This window comes from Streptomyces sp. JB150, from assembly GCF_011193355.1.
GTDB lineage: Bacteria > Actinomycetota > Actinomycetes > Streptomycetales > Streptomycetaceae > Streptomyces.
The window spans coordinates 4,650,584-4,668,950 of sequence record NZ_CP049780.1; the positions used below are offsets into that span (position 1 = coordinate 4,650,584).

Below are 18,367 nucleotides of genomic sequence, written 5' to 3' on the forward strand. Positions count from 1 at the left end.
GTGTCTGGGTGTCTGGAGCGGGGTGTCTGGGCTGGGTTTCGCGGGGTGGGTGTACGGAGCTGGGTGCCTAGAGGGAGAGCCGGCGGGCGAGGTCGGAGACGAACACCCCGCGCGGGTCGAGTTCCGCCCGCAGCGCGCGGAAGTCGTCCAGCCGCGGGTACATCGCGGCGAGCAGTTCGGGCCGCAGCCGGGAGTCCTTGGCGAGGTAGACCCGGCCGCCCGCGGCGGCGACCTCCTCGTCCAGCTCGTCGAGGAAGGCGTCCAGGCCGGGCAGCGTGGCCGGGATGTCGAGGGCCAGGGTCCAGCCGGGGGAGGGGAAGGAGAGCCAGCCCGGATCGGCGTCCCCGAACCGCTTCAGCACGGCCAGGAAGGACGGGCAGCGGCGCTCGGAGATCCGGCGCACGATCCGGCGCAGGGCCTCCTCCTGGCCGTATCCGACGACGAACTGGTACTGCACGAAGCCGCCGCGGCCGTAGATCCGGTTCCAGTGCGGCACCCCGTCCAGGGGGTGGAAGAAGGCGGAGATCCTCTGGAGTTCGCCGGTACGCGCGCGGGGCGCCCTGCGGTACCAGAGTTCGTTGAACAGGCCCACCGTGCGCCGGGTGAGCAGGCCCTCGGGGAGGAAGGCGGGGGCGGCCGGCAGCTGGGAGGGGTGGAAGGCGAGCGGGTCCCGGCGCGCGCGGGCGGTGCGGGGCAGCGCGTCCAGGGGCGCGTGGTCGCCGCGGGTGAGCACCGCGCGGCCGGTCGCCGCACCGCGCGCCAGCAGGTCGATCCAGGCGACGGAGTAGCGGTAGTGGTGGTCGCCGTCGGTCAGCCGGGCCATCAGGTCGTCGAGGTCGCGGGCGCGTTCGGTGTCGACCGACATCCACGCGGTCTCGACCGGCTGGAGCTGGATGGTGGCGGTGAGGATGACGCCGGTCAGCCCCATGCCGCCGGTGGTGGCGTCGAAGAGCGGGGTGCCGGGACTCACGCCGTGGACGCCGCCGTCGGCGGTGAGCAGTTCCATGGACAGCACGTGCCGGGAGAAGGACCCCGAGATGTGGTGGTTCTTGCCGTGGATGTCGGCGCCGATCGCGCCGCCGACGGTCACGTAGCGGGTGCCGGGGGACACCGGAACGAACCAGCCGAGCGGCAGCAGGATGCGCATCAGCCGGTGCAGGGAGACGCCGGCGTCGCACAGCACCGTGCCGTTCGTGGCGTCGATCGCGTGGATCCGGTCCAGGCCGGTCATGTCGAGGACCGACCCGCCCGCGTTCTGCGCCGCGTCCCCGTACGCCCGTCCCAGGCCCCGGGGGATGCCTCCCCGGGCCCCGCAGTCCCGGACTGCGGCGACGGCCTCCTCGTAGGTCCGTGGGCGGATCAGACGGGCGGTGGTGGGGGCGGTGCGGCCCCATCCCGTGACGGAGACGGTCTCGGCAGGCATGTCGGCGACCGTATCGTCCCTATGTGGGCCGTTGGTTGTGAAACATCGCATCTCTCCCCGAAATGGGTGATTAATGGGATGTCGCTCAATATTGCCGGAGATCCGGCCCTGTCGGCGTGAACAGTGAGTCCACATGGACGACCTCGACGACATGGACCACCGAATCCTTTCGGCGCTCCGGGCCCACGGCTCCGACCCGCGCGTCGCGGCAGCCGCGCGCGCCCTGTCCTGGGCCGGCGAGCACGGGGCGCTGTGGCTCGCGGCGGGTTTCGCCGGAGCCGCCGTGGACGGCGCCCGGCGCGGCGCCTGGTTGCGCGGTACCGCGCTCATCGCGGGCGCGCACCTCGCCAGCATGGGCGTGAAACGGATCGTGCGCCGTCCGCGCCCCGCGCACGTCGAGCCCCTGGTGCGCACCGCCGGACGGCACTCCTTCCCCAGCTCCCACGCCGCCTCCGCCGCCGCGGCGGCCGTCGCTTACGGCGCGTTCGGCACCGCCGGGGCCTGGTTCGTCCCGCCGCTCGCCGCCGCGATGTGCCTCTCCCGCCTCGTCGTGGGCGTCCACTACCCCTCCGACGTGGCGGCCGGCGCGGCCCTGGGGGCGCTCACGGCACGCCTCGGGGCGCGCTGGATCCACCGGGGCGCACAGGACGGCGCGTACGGCAAGGCCGCCTACGGCAAGGCCGCCTACGGCAAGGCCGCGTACGGCATGACCGCGTACGGCACGACCGCGTACGGCACGACAGGGAGCGACGGGCATGACTGAGGCAGCGCCCATGGCGAACGGCACCCGCACGCAGGAACCGACCCTCCTGGGCGCCCGTACCCCCCGCCCCCGCCCGCCCGAGGCGCCCCGCGCGGGCACGCCCCTCGGCGGGCTCCTCCGGGGCCTGCTGAGGACCGCGCGGCCCAAGCAGTGGGTCAAGAACCTCCTCGTCGTGGCCGCCCCGGCCGCCGCCGGCGAGCTGTTCTCCCGTGCCGCGCTCACCCGGCTGCCGCTCGTCTTCGCCCTGTTCACCGCCTGCGCCGCCGCCGTCTACCTGATCAACGACGCGCGGGACGCGGACGCCGACCGCGCGCACCCGACCAAACGGCACCGCCCGGTCGCCGCCGGACAGGTGCCCGTCCCGGTCGCCTACGCGGTCGGCGGCGCGCTCGCCGTCCTCGCGCCGGCCGCCGCGGCCTGGCTGGCCTCGCCGTCGGTGGCGGCGCTGCTGACGGCGTACCTCGGCATGCAACTGGCGTACTGCGTCAGCCTCAAGCACGTCCTGGTCGTCGACCTCGTCATCGTCACCACCGGGTTCCTGATGCGGGCGGCGGCCGGCGGACTCGCGCTGTCCATCCCGCTGTCGCGCTGGTTCCTGATCACGACCGGCTTCGGGGCGCTGTTCATGGTCGCGGCCAAGCGCTACTCCGAGGCCGTCCAGATGGCCGGGAAAGGAGGCGCCACGCGCGCGTTGCTCACCGAGTACACCACCGGCTACCTCCGCTTCGTGTGGCAGCTGGCCGCCGGGGTCGCCGTACTCGGCTACTGCCTGTGGGCGCTGGAGGCGGGCGGTGACCCGCACACCGGGCTGCTGCCGTGGCGTCAGCTGTCCATGGTGGCCTTCATCCTGGCGATCCTGCGGTACGCCGTGTTCGCCGACCGGGGCACCGCGGGCGAACCCGAGGAAGTGGTGCTGCGGGACCGCGCACTGGTCCTGATCGGCCTGGTGTGGCTCGCCATGTACGGCCTGGCGGTGGCCGATTGGTGACGTGGGCGCCCCTGCGCGCGCGGCTGCGGCTGCGGCTGGACCCCCGGGAAGTCCTCTCCTTCGCCGCCGTCGGCCTGCTCGCCTACGCCACCGACCTCGCCCTGTTCACCTGGCTGCGCGGCCCGCTGGACCTCGACCCGCTCACCGCCAAGGCGCTGTCCTTCGTGGCCGGCTGCACGGTGGCCTACGCGGGCAACGCGCTCGGCACCTACCGGGACCGCGCGAGCGGCACCCCCTGGCGGCGGTACGCGCTGTTCTTCGCGGTGAACGCCGCGGGCGCCCTCGTCCAGCTGCTCTGTCTCGCCGTCAGCCACTACGGCCTCGGCTACACCTCGCAGCGCGCGGACACCGTCTCCGGCGCCGGAGTCGGCATGGCACTGGCGACACTCCTGCGCTTCTGGGGCACCCGGACATGGGTCTTCCGCGCGGAGGGCAGGTTGGCTCCATGGACTGGCTGAAAAGGCTCCCGGTCGTCGGACCGTGGGCAGCCCGGCTGATGGTCACGCACGCGTGGCGCTCGTACGAGCGGCTGGACCGCGTGCACTGGACCCGGCTGGCCGCGGCGATGACGTTCACCAGTTTCGTCGCGCTGTTCCCGCTGCTGACGGTCGCCGCGGCGATCGGCGCCGCCACGCTCGGCGCGGACCGGCAGAAGGAGCTGGAGGACAGGATCGCCGAGCAGATCCCCGGCATCGCCGACCAGATGAACATCAGCGGACTGGTCCAGAACGCCGGCACCGTCGGGGTCATCGCCGGCGCCGTGCTGCTGATCACCGGGATCGGCTGGGTCGGCTCCACGCGCGAGTGCCTGCGCGCGGTGTGGGAGCTGCCCGACGACGAGGAGAACCCGGTCCTGCGCAAGGTCAAGGACGGCGGTGTGCTGGTCGGTCTCGGCGGCGCGGTCCTGGTCACCCTCGCCGCGTCCACCGTCGCCTCCGCGGCCGTCGGCTGGACCGCCCGCCAGCTCGGCCTGGAGGAGCAGGGCTGGGGCAGCGCGCTGCTGCAGGTCGCCGCCTTCGCGGTCGCCGTGCTCGCCGACTTCTTCCTGCTGCTGTACGTCCTCACGCTGCTGCCCGGCGTCGAGCCGGCCCGGCACCGGCTGCTGGTCGGCGCCCTGGTCGGCGCGATCGGCTTCGAGTTGCTGAAGCTGCTGCTGAGCGGCTACATGCAGGGCGTGGCCGCGAAGAGCATGTACGGCGCCTTCGGTGTGCCGGTCGCCCTGCTGCTGTGGATCAACTTCACCTGCAAGCTGGTGCTGTTCTGCGCGTCCTGGACGGCGACGCCCGGCAAGGACGCCGAAGGGGCCACCGCCGGCGACGGCAGCGGCACCGGCGTCGGCACCGGCGTCGGCACCGGGAGCGGCACCGGCACCGGCGTCGGGACGGGCGCGGGCGGCGGCGTCACCGCCCCCGGCGGCGCACCAGGTCCGGCAGCGGCCAGCGGCGGTTGACCAGGAACGCGGCGCCGCCGAGCAGCACCAGCAGACCGCCCGCGATCCCCAGGGCGACGCCCATGCCGCTGGAGGCGCTCTCCGCCGTGGCGCTCGCCACCGGCTTCTTCGCGGTACCCCCGCCAGTGGCGCCCCCGGCCTCGCCCGCGCCCGCCGGCGCGGAGGCCGTGGCACCCGGCCGGGCGCCGGGCTGCGCGGCGCTCTTCGGCGGCACCAGCTCGCCCACCGGCTGCACCTTCCCGGACGCCCGGAAGCCCCAGTCGAACAGGCGCGCGGTCTCCTTGTAGACCTCGTTGTGGTCGTTCTTCTGCGGGTTCATGACCGTCACGAGCAGCACCTTGCCGCCCCGCTCGGCGACACCCGTGAAGGTCGCTCCGGCGTTGGTGGTGTTGCCGTTCTTGACGCCCGCGATGCCCTGGTACTGGTCGATGTCGTAGTCGCCGGTCAGCAGCCGGTTGGTGTTCTGGATCTCGAAGGTCTCGCGGACCGTCTTGCCCTTCTTGTTCTTCTTCGTCAGCCCGGGGAACTTCGCGGTGAGCGTCGAGCAGTACTCGCGGAAGTCCTTCTTCTGCAGTCCGGAGCGGGCGATCAGCGTCAGGTCGTACGCGGAGGACACCTGGCCGGGAGCGTCGTAGCCGTCGGGGCTGACCACGTGTGTGTCGAGGGCCTGCAACTCCTCGGCGTGCCGGTTCATCTCCCGGACGGTCTTGTCGACGCCGTCGTTCATCGCCGACAGCACGTGCACGGCGTCGTTGCCGGAGCGCAGGAAGACACCGAGCCACAGGTCGTGGACCGAGTAGGTCTCCTTCTCCTTTATCCCGACCATCGAGGAGCCGGCGCCGATGTCCGCCAGGTCCTCGGCCGCCACCTTGTACTTCATGTCCTTGGGGAACTTCGGCAGCAGCGTGTCCGCGAACAGCATCTTCAGCGTGGAGGCCGGGGCGAGCCGCCAGTGCGCGTTGTGCGCGGCGAGCACCTCGCCGGACTCGGCGTCGGCCACGATCCACGACCGCGCGGTGACGTCCTTCGGCAGCACCGGCACGCCGGGGGCCAGATTCACCTGCGTGCCCGGCTGCCCGAGCCGCTCGCCGCCGACGGTCGACATGTTCGCCGGGGGAGTGGCCGACGGGCTCGCCGAGGCGGACGGTGCCGGCGTGCGCGCCGCCGTGGGCGTCGGCGTCGGCTTCGGCGCCGCCAGCGCGGCCGGAGCGGTCAGCGAAAGCGACAACAAGGTCGCGGAAGTGAGCAGCAGGGACCGCTTCACGGTCTTCTCGGGTGCGGGCACGAGCGAGAACGTACAGGGCGCACGCCGGGATGTCCCGCCCCCCTCCCCACCCCGGCCGGGGCTCCGGACGGCGGGCGGCGATACTGAACGCATGAAACTCAGCCGCCCGATCTCCTGGTTCCTGCTCGCCTTCGGGGTCTGGAGCTGGGTCATCTGGGTCACTTTCGTCAAAAACCTGATCAAGGACAGCAGCGGGCTGGCGTTCGACGACGGCGAGCCGACGACCTACTTCTGGGTCCACCTGCTGCTCGCCGTCGTCTCCTTCGTATGGGGGACGGTCATCGGGGTCATCGGGTTGCGCGGTCTGCGCGCGATGCGCCGAACGTCATAGCACCGCGGTCTTCCCGACTCCAGGAGAGAGCAACGGCATGGTGATCGTCTTCCTGCTCGTCACGGTGAGCGTCCTCGTGGCGGCCAACTGGTACCTGTGGCGCCGCCTGTTCCGGGACACCACCCGTGCCCCGGGAGCGGTCCGCCGCGCGGGCGCGGTGCTGATCGCGGGCGGCTGGGCGCTCGCCGTCGCCGCCCTGCTCGCGGGACGCGTCGGCATGCCGTTCTGGCTCCAGCGCACCCTCGCCTGGCCGGGCTTCCTGTGGCTGGCGCTGTCGATCTACCTGCTGCTCGCCCTGGTGGTGGGGGAGGCCGTACGGCCGCTGCTGCGCCGCTGGCTGGAGCGCCGCGACCGCGCGGCGCGGCCGCCCGCCGCGCCAAACGTCCGCCGGCCGCAGCCGATACCGGCGGGCGCCCCGGCCCAGGAAGCCGACGCGGCCGGCGCACCCGCCAAGCCCCGCGAGACACCCGCCCAGGACCCCCAGGCACCCGCTCAGGACACCGAGGCATCTGCCCAGGACACCGAGGCACCCGAGCGGCCCGGCGGACCCGAGCGGCCCGGCGGACCCGAGCGGCCCGGCGGACCCCGTGAGGACTCCCCGGCTTCCGGTCCCGCCGCCCCCTCCCGCCGCCTGTTCGTCTCCCGCGTGGTCGCCGGCGCCGCCGCCGCGGCGGCCGTCGGCACGGTCGGCTACGGCTCCTACGGCGTGCTGCGCGGCCCGCGGGTGAAGCGGGTCACCGTGCCGCTCGCCAAGCTCCCGCGCGCGGCGCACGGTTTCCGGATCGCGGTCGTCAGCGACATCCACCTGGGCCCGGTGCTCGGCCGCGGCTTCGCCCAGAAGGTCGTCGACACGATCAACGCGACCCAGCCCGACCTCATCGCGGTCGTCGGCGACCTGGTCGACGGCAGCGTCAAGGACCTGGGCCCCGCCGCCGCCCCGCTGGCCGGGCTCGAAGCCCGGCACGGGGCGTACTTCGTCACCGGCAACCACGAGTACTTCTCCGGCGCCGAACAGTGGGTCGAGGAGGTACGGCGCCTCGGGCTGCGCCCGCTGGAGAACGACCGTACGGAACTGCCCTACTTCGACCTCGCGGGCGTCAACGACGTGGCCGGCGAGGACGAGGGCCAGGGCCCCGACTTCGGCAAGGCGCTCGGCGACCGGGACACCGCACGCGCGTGCGTCCTGCTCGCCCACCAGCCGGTGCAGATCCACGACGCCGTCGAACACGGCGTCGACCTGCAGCTCTCCGGCCACACCCACGGCGGCCAGCTCTGGCCCGGCAACCTCCTCGCCGCCGCCGCGAACCCCACGGTGGCCGGCCTGGAGCGCTACGGCGACACCCAGCTGTACGTCAGCCGGGGCGCGGGCGCGTGGGGACCGCCGACCCGGGTGGGGGCGCCGTCCGACATCACGGTGGTGGAGCTGGCGTCAGCCCGGTGAGGCTGGAGGTGACCTCCACGACCAGGCGGAAGCAGGCCGGGTCATAGCAGTTTGCCCGTTCCGCCCCCTTCATCCGGAAATGGGTCACTGCCCCCGCCCCGGGTCCCCGGGGTCCGGCAGCACCCGCGTCATCCCCGGCAGGAAGTCCGTGAACAGCTCGTGGACCTCGCGCACCAGGGGGCGCAGGACGCGGAAGCGGGCCAGGTACACACCGCGCGCGGTGAGCCGGGCGCCGCGTTCGGCGAGGCGGTAGCTGCGCTCGCGGCCCTCGGTGCGGTCGAAGATCCAGTACAGGCACAGGCCCATCTGGGCCAGCCACATCAACTCGGGCAGGATCTCCCGCAGTTCCTCGGGGACCTTGGTCTTCGTGGCCCCGGCCAGCACCTGCCGGTGGACGCTGATGGCCTCCACGCGCGCGTGCTCCGACTCGGGGGAGAAGGGGCTGAGCGGGCTGTCCGGGTCGGCGGCGTTCTTGAAGAACTGCACCGCGAACTCGTGGTACGGCGTGGCCACGTCCAGCCACGCCTTCAGCACCCCCGCCAGCCGCGCCTCCAGGTCGGTCTCCCGCTCCAGGACGGGCCGGACCGCCGCCTGGTGGTCGGCGGCGATCCGGTCGTAGAAGCCCTGGATCAGGTGTTCCTTGCCGGCGAAGTAGTAGTAGGCGTTGCCGACGGAAACCCCGGCCTCCTGGGCGATGGCCCGCATCGTCGTCTTGTCGTAGCCGCGCTCCTGGAACAGCCGCATGGCCGTCTCCAGGATGAGCGCGCGGGTCTGCTCGGACTTGCTGGGCGCGTCGCCCGCACCGGGGCTGTCGTTCTTCGCAGGCACGCAAGGAGCCTAACCAGTGGGCGGGGTTGCTACGGACCGGTGGGGCAGGCCCCGCCGGCGCAGCCGGGCGGGTGGTACGACCAGCCGTGGCCCGGCTCGTACACCCAGCCGTCCGCACGGCGGTAGACCCTCCCGCCCCACTGCGCCCCGCCCCACTGCGCACCCCGCCACTTCGCCGCGGCCAGCACCGCGCCGCGGGCCAGCAGCCTCCCCGTCGGGGTGCTGAGGCGATGCGCGAGTCCCCGGTACTCGCGCAGCGCCCACAACGTCACGATCCACGCGGCCGGCCCCTGATACACCTGCCCGGCGTCCCCGACGACGGTGATCTCCTCCAGGGTGGCGCCGTGGTCCAGCGTGGGGTAGCGCCGCCGCGCCTCGGCCGACCCGGCGGGCAGCGGCTCCAGGGGGACCAGCTGGGGCCGGCGGACCAGCCAGTCGCGCAGGAAGGCGCACAGCGCGCACTCGGCGTCGTACAGCACGGTCAGCCGGCGGACCGGGACGCGCGCGGCGTCCCGGCCGGCGGCGGGGGCGCCCACCGCGTCCCCCGCGCCACCCGTGCCGCCCGCGCCCCCGGTCACGGCGGTCACCGCCGTCACGCCCCGGCCGTCGGAGCGGCCCAGCCCTGCGGCGCGACCGGCGGCACCTGCTCGCGCTCCATCACCCCGCGCCGCCGGATGCGGCTGAGCACGTACACGTTGCCCAGGTGCAGGACGCCCAGCACCAGCAGCACCACGCCGAGCTTGGTCGACAGCGTCTCGAAGATCCCGCGGGTGTCGGTGACGGTCTCGTCGCCGCCCAGGTAGAGCGCCACGAAGCCCAGGTTGACCAGGTAGAAGCCCACCACCAGCAGGTGGTTGACGGCGTCGGCGAGCTTTTCGTTGCCGTGCAGCACGTCGGCGAGGAAGACCCGCCCGTTGCGGCTCAGCGTGCGGGCCACCCAGACGGTCAGGGCGATGCTCACCAGCAGGTAGATGACGTAGGCGACGACCGTACGGTCCATGTCCCCCACCCTTTCTTGAACGCGTTCAAAACGCTGACAGGAGAGACTGTAGACCTGTTTTTGAACGTGTTCAATCAGTGCGGGCGGCCTGCCGGTGTGACCCCCGCCTCAGGGGCGGCGCCCCAGTTCCGGCCGCTTGGCGTAGTCCGTCAGGCCGATGACGTTGCCCCAGGGGTCGGCGATCTCGACCGTCCACCCGGTGGCCGTGGCGAAGGGCCCCTCCCAGGGGGTGATTCCCGCGCCCAGCAGCCACTCCGCCGCGACCCGCGCGTCCGGCACCTCCAGCCAGACGCGCGGCGACGGCCACGGCGGCGGCCGGTGTCCCAGACCCTCCTCCTGCCGCAGCAGGATGCCGGGCGTCTCCCCGCCGGCCTTCAGCAGCGCGATACCGGCCTCGTCGAGCCGGAACCCGACCGTGAACCCGGCCCGCTCGTAGAACGCCACCGCCTCGGCGAGGTCCCCGACGGGCAGCAGCACGTTGTCGAAACCGAGCAGCTCGTACGACTGGTCATCTGACATACCGTCAGAATAGGAGAGCGACCGAACATATCGGGTGATTGGCGCCCGGCCGGACACACGCGTGGGCCCCCGCTCCCAGGAGGGAACGGGGGCCCACGGTGCCGTGTGCCGGCCGAGCCGGCCCGCCGGGCTCAGTAGCGGCGCGTGATCAGCGCCCTCTTCACCTCGGCGATGGCCTTCGTGACCTCGATACCGCGCGGGCAGGCGTCCGTGCAGTTGAAGGTCGTACGGCAGCGCCAGACGCCGTCCTTGTCGTTCAGGATCTCCAGGCGCTGCTCACCCGCCTCGTCACGCGAGTCGAAGATGAAGCGGTGCGCGTTGACGATGGCGGCCGGGCCGAAGTACTGGCCGTCGTTCCAGAACACCGGGCAGGACGACGTGCACGCGGCGCACAGGATGCACTTGGTCGTGTCGTCGAAGCGCTCGCGGTCCTCGGCCGACTGCAGGCGCTCGCGCGTCGGCTCGTTGGTGTCCTTCGTGATCAGGAAGGGCATCACGTCCCGGTACGCCTGGAAGAACGGCTCCATGTCCACGACCAGGTCCTTCAGGACCGTCAGGCCCTTGATGGGCTCGATCGTGATCGGCTTCTCGGGGTTGATGTCCTTGATCAGCGTCTTGCAGGCCAGACGGTTCTTGCCGTTGATCCGCATGGCGTCCGAACCGCAGATGCCGTGGGCGCAGGAGCGGCGGAAGGTGAGCGTGCCGTCCAGGTCCCACTTGATCTTGTGCAGGCCGTCGAGGACGCGCTCCTTGGGGTCGATCTCCAGCTGGAAGTCTTCCCAGGTCGCCTCCGCCGAGACCTCCGGGTTGAACCGGCGGACCCGGAAGGTGACGGTGATGTAGGGGGAGGCGGCGGAGGCCGCTTCCGCCTTGTCCAGGACAGGGGTAGCCATCAGTACTTACGCTCCATCGGCTGGTAGCGGGTCTGGACGACCGGCTTGTAGTCGAGACGGACGGTTTCCGACCCGTCGGCGCCGACCTCGCGGTACGCCATGGTGTGGCGCATGAAGTTGACGTCGTCGCGGTTCGGGTAGTCCTCGCGGTAGTGGCCGCCGCGGGACTCCTTGCGGGCCAGGGCGGAGACCGCCATGACCTCGGCCAGATCGAGCAGGTTGCCCAGCTCGATGGCCTCCAGCAGGTCCGTGTTGAACCGCTTGCCCTTGTCCTGGATCGCCACGTTCTTGTAGCGCTCCTTGAGCTCGGCGATCTTCTCGACTGCCGTCTTGATCGTCTGCTCGGTGCGGAACACCATGACGTTGGCGTCCATGGTCTCCTGCAGCTCACGGCGCAGGGTGGAGACCCGCTCGTTGCCGGTGGAGGTGCGCAGCCGCTCGATCTGCTCGACGACGAACGCCTCCGGGTTCTCCGGCAGCTCGACGAAGTCCGCCTTCTGGGAGTACTCGGCGGCGGCGATGCCCGCCCGCTTGCCGAACACGTTGATGTCCAGCAGCGAGTTGGTGCCCAGGCGGTTGGCGCCGTGCACCGACACGCAGGCGACCTCGCCGGCGGCGTACAGACCCGGCACGACGGTGGTGTTGTCGGCCAGCACCTCGCCCTGGACGTTGGTCGGGATGCCGCCCATGGCGTAGTGCGCGGTGGGCTGGATCGGGATCGGGTCCGTGTACGGCTCGATGCCGAGGTACGTACGGGCGAACTCGGTGATGTCCGGGAGCTTGGCGTCCAGCTGCTCCGGCGGCAGGTGGGTGAGGTCCAGGTAGACGTGGTCGCCCTCGGGACCGCAGCCGCGGCCCTCCCGGATCTCGGTGTAGATGGAGCGGGAGACGACGTCACGGGACGCGAGGTCCTTCATGACCGGCGCGTACTTCTCCATGAAGCGCTCGCCGTCCTTGTTGCGCAGGATGCCGCCCTCACCGCGGGCACCCTCCGTCAGCAGGATGCCCATGCGCCAGATGCCGGTCGGGTGGAACTGGAAGAACTCCATGTCCTCCAGCGGGATGCCCCGCCGGTACACGGCGGCCTGGCCGTCACCGGTCAGCGTGTGCGCGTTGGACGTCACCTTGAAGAACTTGCCGCAGCCGCCGGAGGCGTAGATCACGGCCTTCGCCTGGAAGACGTGGATCTCGCCGGTCGCCAGCTCGTAGGCGACGACACCGGCGGAGCGCTTGACGCCGTTCTCCTCGGTGATCAGCTGGTCCAGGACGTAGAACTCGTTGAAGAACTCCACGCCGTGCTTGACGCAGTTCTGGTACAGCGTCTGGAGGATCATGTGGCCGGTGCGGTCGGCCGCGTAGCAGGACCGGCGGACCGGCGCCTCGCCGTGGTTGCGGGAGTGACCGCCGAAGCGGCGCTGGTCGATCGTCCCGTTGGGCGTCCGGTTGAACGGCAGGCCCATCTTCTCCAGGTCGAGGACCGAGTCGATGGCCTCCTTCGCCAGGATCTCGGCGGCGTCCTGGTCGACCAGGTAGTCACCGCCCTTGACCGTGTCGAAGGTGTGCCACTCCCAGTTGTCCTCCTCCACGTTGGCCAGCGCCGCGGCCATGCCGCCCTGCGCGGCGCCCGTGTGGGAGCGGGTGGGGTACAGCTTGGTCAGGACCGCGGTGCGGCTGCGCTTCGTCGACTCGATGGCCGCGCGCATACCGGCGCCACCGGCGCCGACGATGACGGTGTCGTACTTGTGGATCTTCATGATTCTCGCAGCCCCGTGCCTAGCGGATGTTCGGGTCGAAGGTGAAGATCACCAGCGTGCCCAGCAGGATGGTGAACACCGTGGCGGTGTAGAGCAGGCCCTTGAGCCACAGCCGGGTGTTCGCGCGTTCCGCGTAGTCGTTGATGACCGTGCGCAGGCCGTTGGCGCCGTGCAGCATCGCCAGCCACAGCATCAGCAGGTCCCAGACCTGCCAGAACGGCGAGGCCCAGCGGCCGGCCACGAAGGCGAAGCCGATCTTGGAGACGCCTCCGTCCAGCACGAGCTGGATCAGCAGGTGGCCGATGACCAGGACGACCAGCACCACGCCGGACAGGCGCATGAAGAGCCAGGCCGCCAGCTCGAAGTTGCCCCGCGTGGACTTCGGGGTCTTCTTGGTGCGCTTGCGCGGCGCCTCGATGTACGGCGCGGGGTTGTCGACGCTGTAGCCGCCCTCGACGGGGCCAACGCCGGAAGCGGTGGTCTCAGTGGTGGACATGGGCGTCAGCTCCCGAACAGTTCACGAGCGGCGTGGCCGAGGACGGGGTAGATCGCCCCGATCATCAGCACGACCCAGATGCCTACGACGGTCCAGAGCATGTGCTTCTGGTAGCGGGGTCCCTTCGACCAGAAGTCGACGGCGATGACGCGGAGGCCGTTGAGCGCGTGGAAGAGGATGGCGGCGACGAGGCCGTACTCCAGCACGGCGACGATCGGCGTCTTGTAGGTGGCTACGACCTTGTCGTACGCCTCGGGGGAGACACGGACGAGTGCGGTGTCCAGCACGTGCACGAACAGGAAGAAGAAAATGAGGACGCCGGTGACTCGGTGAGCCACCCAGGACCACATTCCTTCCCGTCCGCGGTACAGCGTTCCAGCCGGCACGGAAGAACCCTCCGGGAGCGGGATTGGGGCCTGCCGGCTTCGGTGTCGGACGGGCCCGGCCGGGTACGGTCCACCGGCCCCCAGCATCGTAGCGACGGTTGCCTGTGGCGCTTACACGGGGCCTGTCGGTGTGATCAAACTGGCACGCGGATGGGTGAGGTTCGGGGGGTCTGGGGTGATGGGCGCCGTTATGTGCCGGGTGCGGCACGTTGTGGCTGGTCGGGCCCACGTGGCGGCAGCCGCCTGCCGGTTACCGCCTCGCGCCGCTCAGGAGCTCGACCAGGCGTCCCTTCGCCAGGCGCCGGAGTTCGTCCACGACCAGGACCCGCTCCTCTTCCGGATCGTTCGCCAATCGTGACCGGATGGCCGTCAGGAGGTGATTGAGGGTTTCGTCCGCGGACGCGTTGTTCGCGTGGATGACAAATACGTGTCCGAATCGTGCCTCGTAAGCGGCGTACGCCGCGTTCAGGGCCGTGTGTGCCGCCTCGTACGTCCCCTCCGGGAGGACCGGCAGCGACTCCGTCGCCAGGGCCTCCGCCACCTCGCCCGGTGACAGGTCGTACGCCGCCTCGTCGGCCGCGGCCAGGAGGGAGTCCAGGTCGGGGTAGGGGCGGTGGGCGGTGACGCGGGTGGCCCAGTGGCGGCTGTGCAGGCAGGTGAGCAGGGTCTGCCGGGCGGATTCCGCGGGGGCGGTGTTGAAGGCGTCCAGCGGGGCACAGGTGCCGCGGGACTGTCCCGGTGGGGCGAGCCGGTCGGGGAGACGGGGCGCGGGCAGCGTGGGTCCTCGAAGGAAGGTGTGAAAGTTGTGCCCTCACGTTATCGAGAGTGGTCACTGTGTGTCCGACGGATGCCCGAATGTCACCCGGACGGGGAGGTTTAAGGGCCTCTCGTCGACGTACGCCGTCCGCTCCGGGCTTACGTTGGCGGCGTGAGCCAGCACAGGCGCCGCGTGTCGGCGACTCAGGCGAGGCGGAGGCGGGTGGCCGCGACGGCCGCCGGGGCCGCCGCCGTGGTGGCCCTGACCGGCGTGGGGCTGGGACTGTGGGCCGACGGGGGCGGCCAGAGCGGTGGCGGGGAGCCGGCGGGCTCGGCGGCCCGTACCCCGGCGGAGCGGCCCGCGGAGCGGGCGCCCGCCGCGCCGGAACACCGGCAGACCCCGAGCCCCGGCCGCAGTCATCCGCTCTCCTCCGCGCCGCGCACCATCCCCGCCGTACGGGCGCACACGCCGGCGCGCGGGCCCGGCTGGCGGCCCGAGCGCGGGCACCGGGTGGTGGTCAGCGACGCGGACCTCGCCGACGAGGGGCGGCTGATCGCCGGCGAGCTGGGGATGGCGTACGGCGGACAGAAGGCGGACCTGCGCGCCGGGGACGTCCGGCTGGCGCTCAACGACGACGAGGGCGCCGACCCGGAGTCGTACACCATGACCGTGCGCGGCGGCCGGGTCACCATCACCGCGCCCGACGACGCGGGCGTCTTCTACGGCACCCGCACCCTGAAGCAGGCCGTGCGCGGCGGCGGCAGCGCCCCGGAGGGCGTGGTGCGCGACGACCCGGCCAAGCCGCGCCGCGGGTTCATGCTGGACATCGCGCGCAAGCACTTCGACGCGGCCTGGATCGAGGACCGGGTGCGCGAGCTGGGCGACCTGAAGTTCAACGAGCTGGGCCTGCACTTCTCCGACGACCAGGGGTTCCGGATCGCGTCCGACACCCATCCGGAGGTCGTGTCGGAGGACCACCTGACCAAGGCCCAGGTGCGGCGCATCGTGAAGCTGGCCGAGAGCCGGCACATCACCGTCGTACCGGAGATCGACTCGCCCGGGCACCTCGGGGCCGTCATCGCCGCCCACCCCGGTCTCCAGCTGCGGAACGCGCAGGGGGTCGCGGCGGCCGGCGCGGTCGACATCTCGAACCCGGACGCCGCCGAGATCGTCGACGACCTGCTGAACGAGTACGCCGAGCTGTTCCCCGGCACCCCCTGGCATCTGGGCGGCGACGAGTACCGGGCGCTGACCGCGGCCGACCCCGAGGCGTCGTACCCGCGGCTGGCCGCCGCCGCGCGGCGGGCCTACGGCGAGGGCGGCACCGTCGCCGACCTCGCCACCGGCTGGCTCAACGACCGCGCGGAGACCGTCCGGGTGCGGGGCAAGTCCGCCCCGCGCGCGTGGAACGACGGCTTCTACCGGAACACCTCCGTGGGCGCCGACGAGCGGATCCAGGTCGCCTACTGGACCGGCAAGGAGATCGGGGCCCGGCCGCCGGCCGAGTACCTGAGCGCCGGACGCCAGGTGATCAACTACAACGACGAGTTCCTGTACTACGTGCTCGGACAGCCGCAGACCTTCGTCTACCCGACGGGGCAGCGGATCTACGAGCAGTGGACACCGCGGGTGCTGCGCGGGACGCAGGCCGTGCCCGCGCGCTACGACGGGCTAATCCTCGGCGGGGTGTTCGCCGTCTGGTGCGACCTCGCCGGGTCGCAGACCCAGGAGCAGGTCGCTGCGGGCATCCGGATGCCGCTGCGGGCCACCGTGCAGAAGCTCTGGAACCCGGGCGAGCCCTCGCTCTCCTGGTCCGAGTTCCGTGCACTGGCGGACAGGCTGGAGTGACCGGAGTGACCGGACCGATCGGCCTGGCCGCCGACTCCGATCCCCTGGCCGAAAACCTCTTCTCCCGGCCCCTCGGCCGGCTCGGTGGCGTGCCGCTGTGACACAACCGGGCGGTTGCACGCAGTAAGGGGAAGTGCGGGCTCCGTAGAGGTCGGCGCCCATCGCAGGCCTCGGCAGGCCTTGGAACAGGCCCGGACAGGGAGACGTGGATGAGCCTGGTGGAACTGATCGCGCAGGCCGACGAACGCGGACTGGCTGCCAGCGGACTGGCTTGTTTGGATCGGTGCGTGCCGCTGCTCGGCGGTGACGACGACGTGCTGCGCCCGCTGTGGGCGAACCTCGTGGAAGACGGGGACGCCGGCGCGTGGGGCGGACTGCTGGAGGGGGTGCGCGCCGAGCTGGGCGTCGCGGACGTCGTGGCCGCCGAGGACGCCGAGGACGAGGCCGCGCTGCTCGTGCGGCGCATGCTGGCCGCCGCCCCCGCCGTCCGCTCCGCCCCCGAGGCGCGGGTGTGGGCCGACGCCTGCTCCGTCGCCGCGCTCCAGGTCCACCGGCTGCTCGACCCCGGCGAGGACGCCGACTCCGTCGAGTCGCTGCGCGGCACCCTGCACTCCGTGCCGGCCGGCGGGACCCTGGTGACCAGCCGGACCGCCGGCATGTCCCCGCTCGTCGCCGCCGAACTGCGCCGCCAGATCACCGTGCTGGAACTCCTCGCCGAACACGGCGCCGGCGGTCTGCGCCGCGCGCTCGACGTCTCCACCGAGGGACGCCGGGTGCTGCGGGCGGTCGTCTCGCGCCGGGCCCGGCACGCGTGACCCGCGCGGGAGCGTGACCGCGCGGAAGCGGGGGCACGTGGGGGCGGGCGGCGGGCGCCTGGGGGTGCGGCGCGCGGCGTAAACCCGCGCGGGCGCGAGAATCCTGTGACCGTCTCGCGGGCAATGGGAAGTTCCTGCGCCGGTTCGGGGGAGCCGCCGGATCCGCGTGACGGTTCACCGGTCCGGCGCGCTCTACCCCATGTGACGACGACACAGCAGGAGAGCAGGCCCTCCGCCGCGAGCAGACCGGCGCGGTGGGCGGCGGACGCGGTCGCGGCGATGCGGGAGGGGGCGCGGATGCGCCTCGACTACTCGGCGCAGAGCCTGTGGCGCGTCGACCGGTTCATCGACGAGCTGCGCCGCGAGGACACCCCGTACCCGGCAGTGGAGCACGTGCTGCGCGGCTTCGGGGCGTACGCCGGTGAGGTGATCGTGCGCCAGAGCGGCGCCGAGTGGTGGGCGAGCGGCGGCGACCACTGGGTGCGCACCCCGGACGGCCGGCTGTGGGACCCCATCGACGAGGCCCGCCGCTGCTTCGCGGGCCACGGCTCGCTGCGCCTGCTCTGCCGGGACGCGACCGCGGACGCGCCCCGGCAGTGAGCGGGGCCGGTGCGGGCGTCACGGCGTCAGGGCCTGGCCCAGGCGGGCATCCGTGGGGGTGCCCAGGGTGATCTGCCGGTCCTCGGGGATGTTGTTGCGCACGCGGATCGGGAACGTGAGCCGCCTGTGTGCGAAGGGCCACACCCGTGGCCAGTGATGTTCCCGAGTGGCCGTCCGCTGGGTCATCCGGGGGCTGGCAGGGGCTTTCCCACTGGGGCGAAGGGACGGGCTCATGAACGGGGCGGACAACACCACGAGGCCGTGCGCGGGGGACATGCGCCCGTACGCCATGGCCTTCGTCGCGCGCGTCACCTCCCGCAGCCGGCTGCCGCTGGACTACTCCGTGGCCAGCCTGCGGGTGGTCGACTTCCTCATCGACGGGCTGCGCAAGGGCGGAGCCGAGCGCGAGCGGCTGCGCGAGACGCTGTTCGGGCTCGGCGCGTACGTCGGCGAGGTGCTGGTGCGCCGGGCCGGCGCGGTCTGGGTGGACTTCGACGCCGAGCAGCGGGCGTACTTCGGCCAGCCGCTCGGCGTACGGATGCCGGACGGCCCGGTCTGGAACCCGCTCGGCAAGGTGCACAACCGCTTCGACCCGGGCGGCCCCGAGGAGTCCCTGCAGACCTTCTACCTCACCCTGCACGGGCGGGCGCGGCGGGCGGCGGCCTGACCATGGGCCGGCGCCTCGCGGCGGCCGGGGTGCTGCCGCCGGGTCCGCCGGGCGTTCCTCCGGCCGCCTGTGACATTTCCGTGCGCCCTGGCGCAGATGACCTTGGGACACGCGGCAAGGGCG

At 72.3% G+C, this 18,367-nt stretch carries 20 protein-coding genes and 1 pseudogene; 10 read left to right on the plus strand and 11 right to left on the minus strand.

The features are described 5' to 3' along the window. Positions 1 to 67: 67 nt before the first annotated feature. Positions 68 to 1,423: an FAD-binding oxidoreductase gene (locus G7Z13_RS21695; protein WP_166001773.1), complete on the minus strand. Its 1,356-nt coding sequence runs from the start codon at positions 1,421 to 1,423 to the stop codon at positions 68 to 70. Positions 1,424 to 1,556: 133 nt separating this feature from the next. Between G7Z13_RS21695 and G7Z13_RS21700 the strand changes: the two are divergent. From G7Z13_RS21700 to G7Z13_RS21715, 4 genes and pseudogenes are all read left to right on the plus strand, one after another. Then, positions 1,557 to 2,054, plus strand: a pseudogene (locus G7Z13_RS21700) (phosphatase PAP2 family protein); the annotation flags it as partial. Between the two features lie 124 nt (positions 2,055 to 2,178). Further along, positions 2,179 to 3,174, plus strand: a complete 996-nt coding sequence (locus tag G7Z13_RS21705) for a decaprenyl-phosphate phosphoribosyltransferase (RefSeq protein ID WP_166001776.1) — start codon at positions 2,179 to 2,181, stop codon at positions 3,172 to 3,174. Beyond that, a complete protein-coding gene (locus G7Z13_RS21710) occupies positions 3,171 to 3,632 on the plus strand; it encodes a GtrA family protein (protein ID WP_240926303.1) in 462 nt (153 codons plus the stop codon). Before G7Z13_RS21705 ends, G7Z13_RS21710 begins: the two co-directional genes overlap by 4 nt. Then, on the plus strand, positions 3,620 to 4,624 hold the full coding sequence (locus G7Z13_RS21715; RefSeq protein WP_166001778.1) for a YihY/virulence factor BrkB family protein: 1,005 nt from the start codon (positions 3,620 to 3,622) through the stop codon (positions 4,622 to 4,624). Before G7Z13_RS21710 ends, G7Z13_RS21715 begins: the two co-directional genes overlap by 13 nt. Here G7Z13_RS21715 and G7Z13_RS21720 read toward each other — a convergent pair. Further along, positions 4,575 to 5,909 carry a D-alanyl-D-alanine carboxypeptidase gene (locus G7Z13_RS21720; protein WP_240926305.1) on the minus strand — a complete coding sequence of 445 codons (1,335 nt, stop codon included), beginning with the start codon at positions 5,907 to 5,909 and terminating at the stop codon, positions 4,575 to 4,577. The genes G7Z13_RS21715 and G7Z13_RS21720 overlap by 50 nt on opposite strands. Before the next feature lie 91 nt (positions 5,910 to 6,000). On the opposite strand from G7Z13_RS21720, the gene G7Z13_RS21725 reads away from it, so the two are divergent. Together G7Z13_RS21725 and G7Z13_RS21730 are read left to right on the plus strand one after the other, a co-directional pair. Then, positions 6,001 to 6,240, plus strand: coding sequence for a hypothetical protein (locus G7Z13_RS21725; RefSeq protein ID WP_166001782.1), 240 nt, complete (start codon positions 6,001 to 6,003; stop codon positions 6,238 to 6,240). Between the two features lie 37 nt (positions 6,241 to 6,277). Next, entirely contained in the window at positions 6,278 to 7,681 is a 1,404-nt protein-coding gene (locus tag G7Z13_RS21730; protein WP_166001783.1) for a metallophosphoesterase, read from the plus strand. A gap of 84 nt (positions 7,682 to 7,765) precedes the next feature. Here the strand turns inward: G7Z13_RS21730 and G7Z13_RS21735 are convergent, their stop codons facing one another. From G7Z13_RS21735 to G7Z13_RS21775, 9 genes are all read right to left on the minus strand, one after another. Then, entirely contained in the window at positions 7,766 to 8,509 is a 744-nt protein-coding gene (locus G7Z13_RS21735; RefSeq protein ID WP_166001785.1) for a TetR family transcriptional regulator, read from the minus strand. 29 nt (positions 8,510 to 8,538) lie between these two features. After that, positions 8,539 to 9,045, minus strand: a complete 507-nt coding sequence (locus G7Z13_RS21740; RefSeq protein ID WP_166005185.1) for a DCC1-like thiol-disulfide oxidoreductase family protein — start codon at positions 9,043 to 9,045, stop codon at positions 8,539 to 8,541. A 56-nt stretch (positions 9,046 to 9,101) separates the two neighbouring features. Then, positions 9,102 to 9,509: a hypothetical protein gene (locus G7Z13_RS21745; protein WP_166001787.1), complete on the minus strand. Its 408-nt coding sequence runs from the start codon at positions 9,507 to 9,509 to the stop codon at positions 9,102 to 9,104. A 108-nt stretch (positions 9,510 to 9,617) separates the two neighbouring features. Next, positions 9,618 to 10,028, minus strand: a complete 411-nt coding sequence (locus tag G7Z13_RS21750) for a VOC family protein (protein ID WP_166001789.1) — start codon at positions 10,026 to 10,028, stop codon at positions 9,618 to 9,620. 131 nt (positions 10,029 to 10,159) lie between these two features. Continuing rightward, positions 10,160 to 10,921, minus strand: a complete 762-nt coding sequence (locus tag G7Z13_RS21755) for a succinate dehydrogenase iron-sulfur subunit (RefSeq protein ID WP_166001791.1) — start codon at positions 10,919 to 10,921, stop codon at positions 10,160 to 10,162. Next, positions 10,921 to 12,675: a succinate dehydrogenase flavoprotein subunit gene (gene sdhA / locus G7Z13_RS21760; RefSeq protein ID WP_166001793.1), complete on the minus strand. Its 1,755-nt coding sequence runs from the start codon at positions 12,673 to 12,675 to the stop codon at positions 10,921 to 10,923. Before sdhA ends, G7Z13_RS21755 begins: the two co-directional genes overlap by 1 nt. A 19-nt stretch (positions 12,676 to 12,694) precedes the next feature. After that, a complete protein-coding gene (locus G7Z13_RS21765; RefSeq protein ID WP_073940417.1) occupies positions 12,695 to 13,171 on the minus strand; it encodes a succinate dehydrogenase hydrophobic membrane anchor subunit in 477 nt (158 codons plus the stop codon). Between the two features lie 5 nt (positions 13,172 to 13,176). Continuing rightward, positions 13,177 to 13,557 (minus strand): succinate dehydrogenase, cytochrome b556 subunit, encoded by a 381-nt coding sequence (gene sdhC / locus G7Z13_RS21770; protein ID WP_166001795.1) that lies wholly within the window; start codon positions 13,555 to 13,557, stop codon positions 13,177 to 13,179. Between the two features lie 250 nt (positions 13,558 to 13,807). Then, positions 13,808 to 14,266, minus strand: coding sequence for a 2-oxo-4-hydroxy-4-carboxy-5-ureidoimidazoline decarboxylase (locus G7Z13_RS21775; RefSeq protein ID WP_240926519.1), 459 nt, complete (start codon positions 14,264 to 14,266; stop codon positions 13,808 to 13,810). Between the two features lie 303 nt (positions 14,267 to 14,569). On the opposite strand from G7Z13_RS21775, the gene G7Z13_RS21780 reads away from it, so the two are divergent. From G7Z13_RS21780 to G7Z13_RS21795, 4 genes are all read left to right on the plus strand, one after another. After that, positions 14,570 to 16,162 carry a glycoside hydrolase family 20 protein gene (locus tag G7Z13_RS21780; protein WP_240926520.1) on the plus strand — a complete coding sequence of 531 codons (1,593 nt, stop codon included), beginning with the start codon at positions 14,570 to 14,572 and terminating at the stop codon, positions 16,160 to 16,162. A 209-nt stretch (positions 16,163 to 16,371) separates the two neighbouring features. Beyond that, positions 16,372 to 16,977: a hypothetical protein gene (locus G7Z13_RS21785; RefSeq protein ID WP_166001799.1), complete on the plus strand. Its 606-nt coding sequence runs from the start codon at positions 16,372 to 16,374 to the stop codon at positions 16,975 to 16,977. Between the two features lie 123 nt (positions 16,978 to 17,100). Next, positions 17,101 to 17,577: a hypothetical protein gene (locus G7Z13_RS21790; RefSeq protein WP_240926309.1), complete on the plus strand. Its 477-nt coding sequence runs from the start codon at positions 17,101 to 17,103 to the stop codon at positions 17,575 to 17,577. A 232-nt stretch (positions 17,578 to 17,809) separates the two neighbouring features. Beyond that, positions 17,810 to 18,244 carry a hypothetical protein gene (locus tag G7Z13_RS21795; protein WP_240926310.1) on the plus strand — a complete coding sequence of 145 codons (435 nt, stop codon included), beginning with the start codon at positions 17,810 to 17,812 and terminating at the stop codon, positions 18,242 to 18,244. The last annotated feature ends 123 nt before the right edge of the window (positions 18,245 to 18,367 follow it).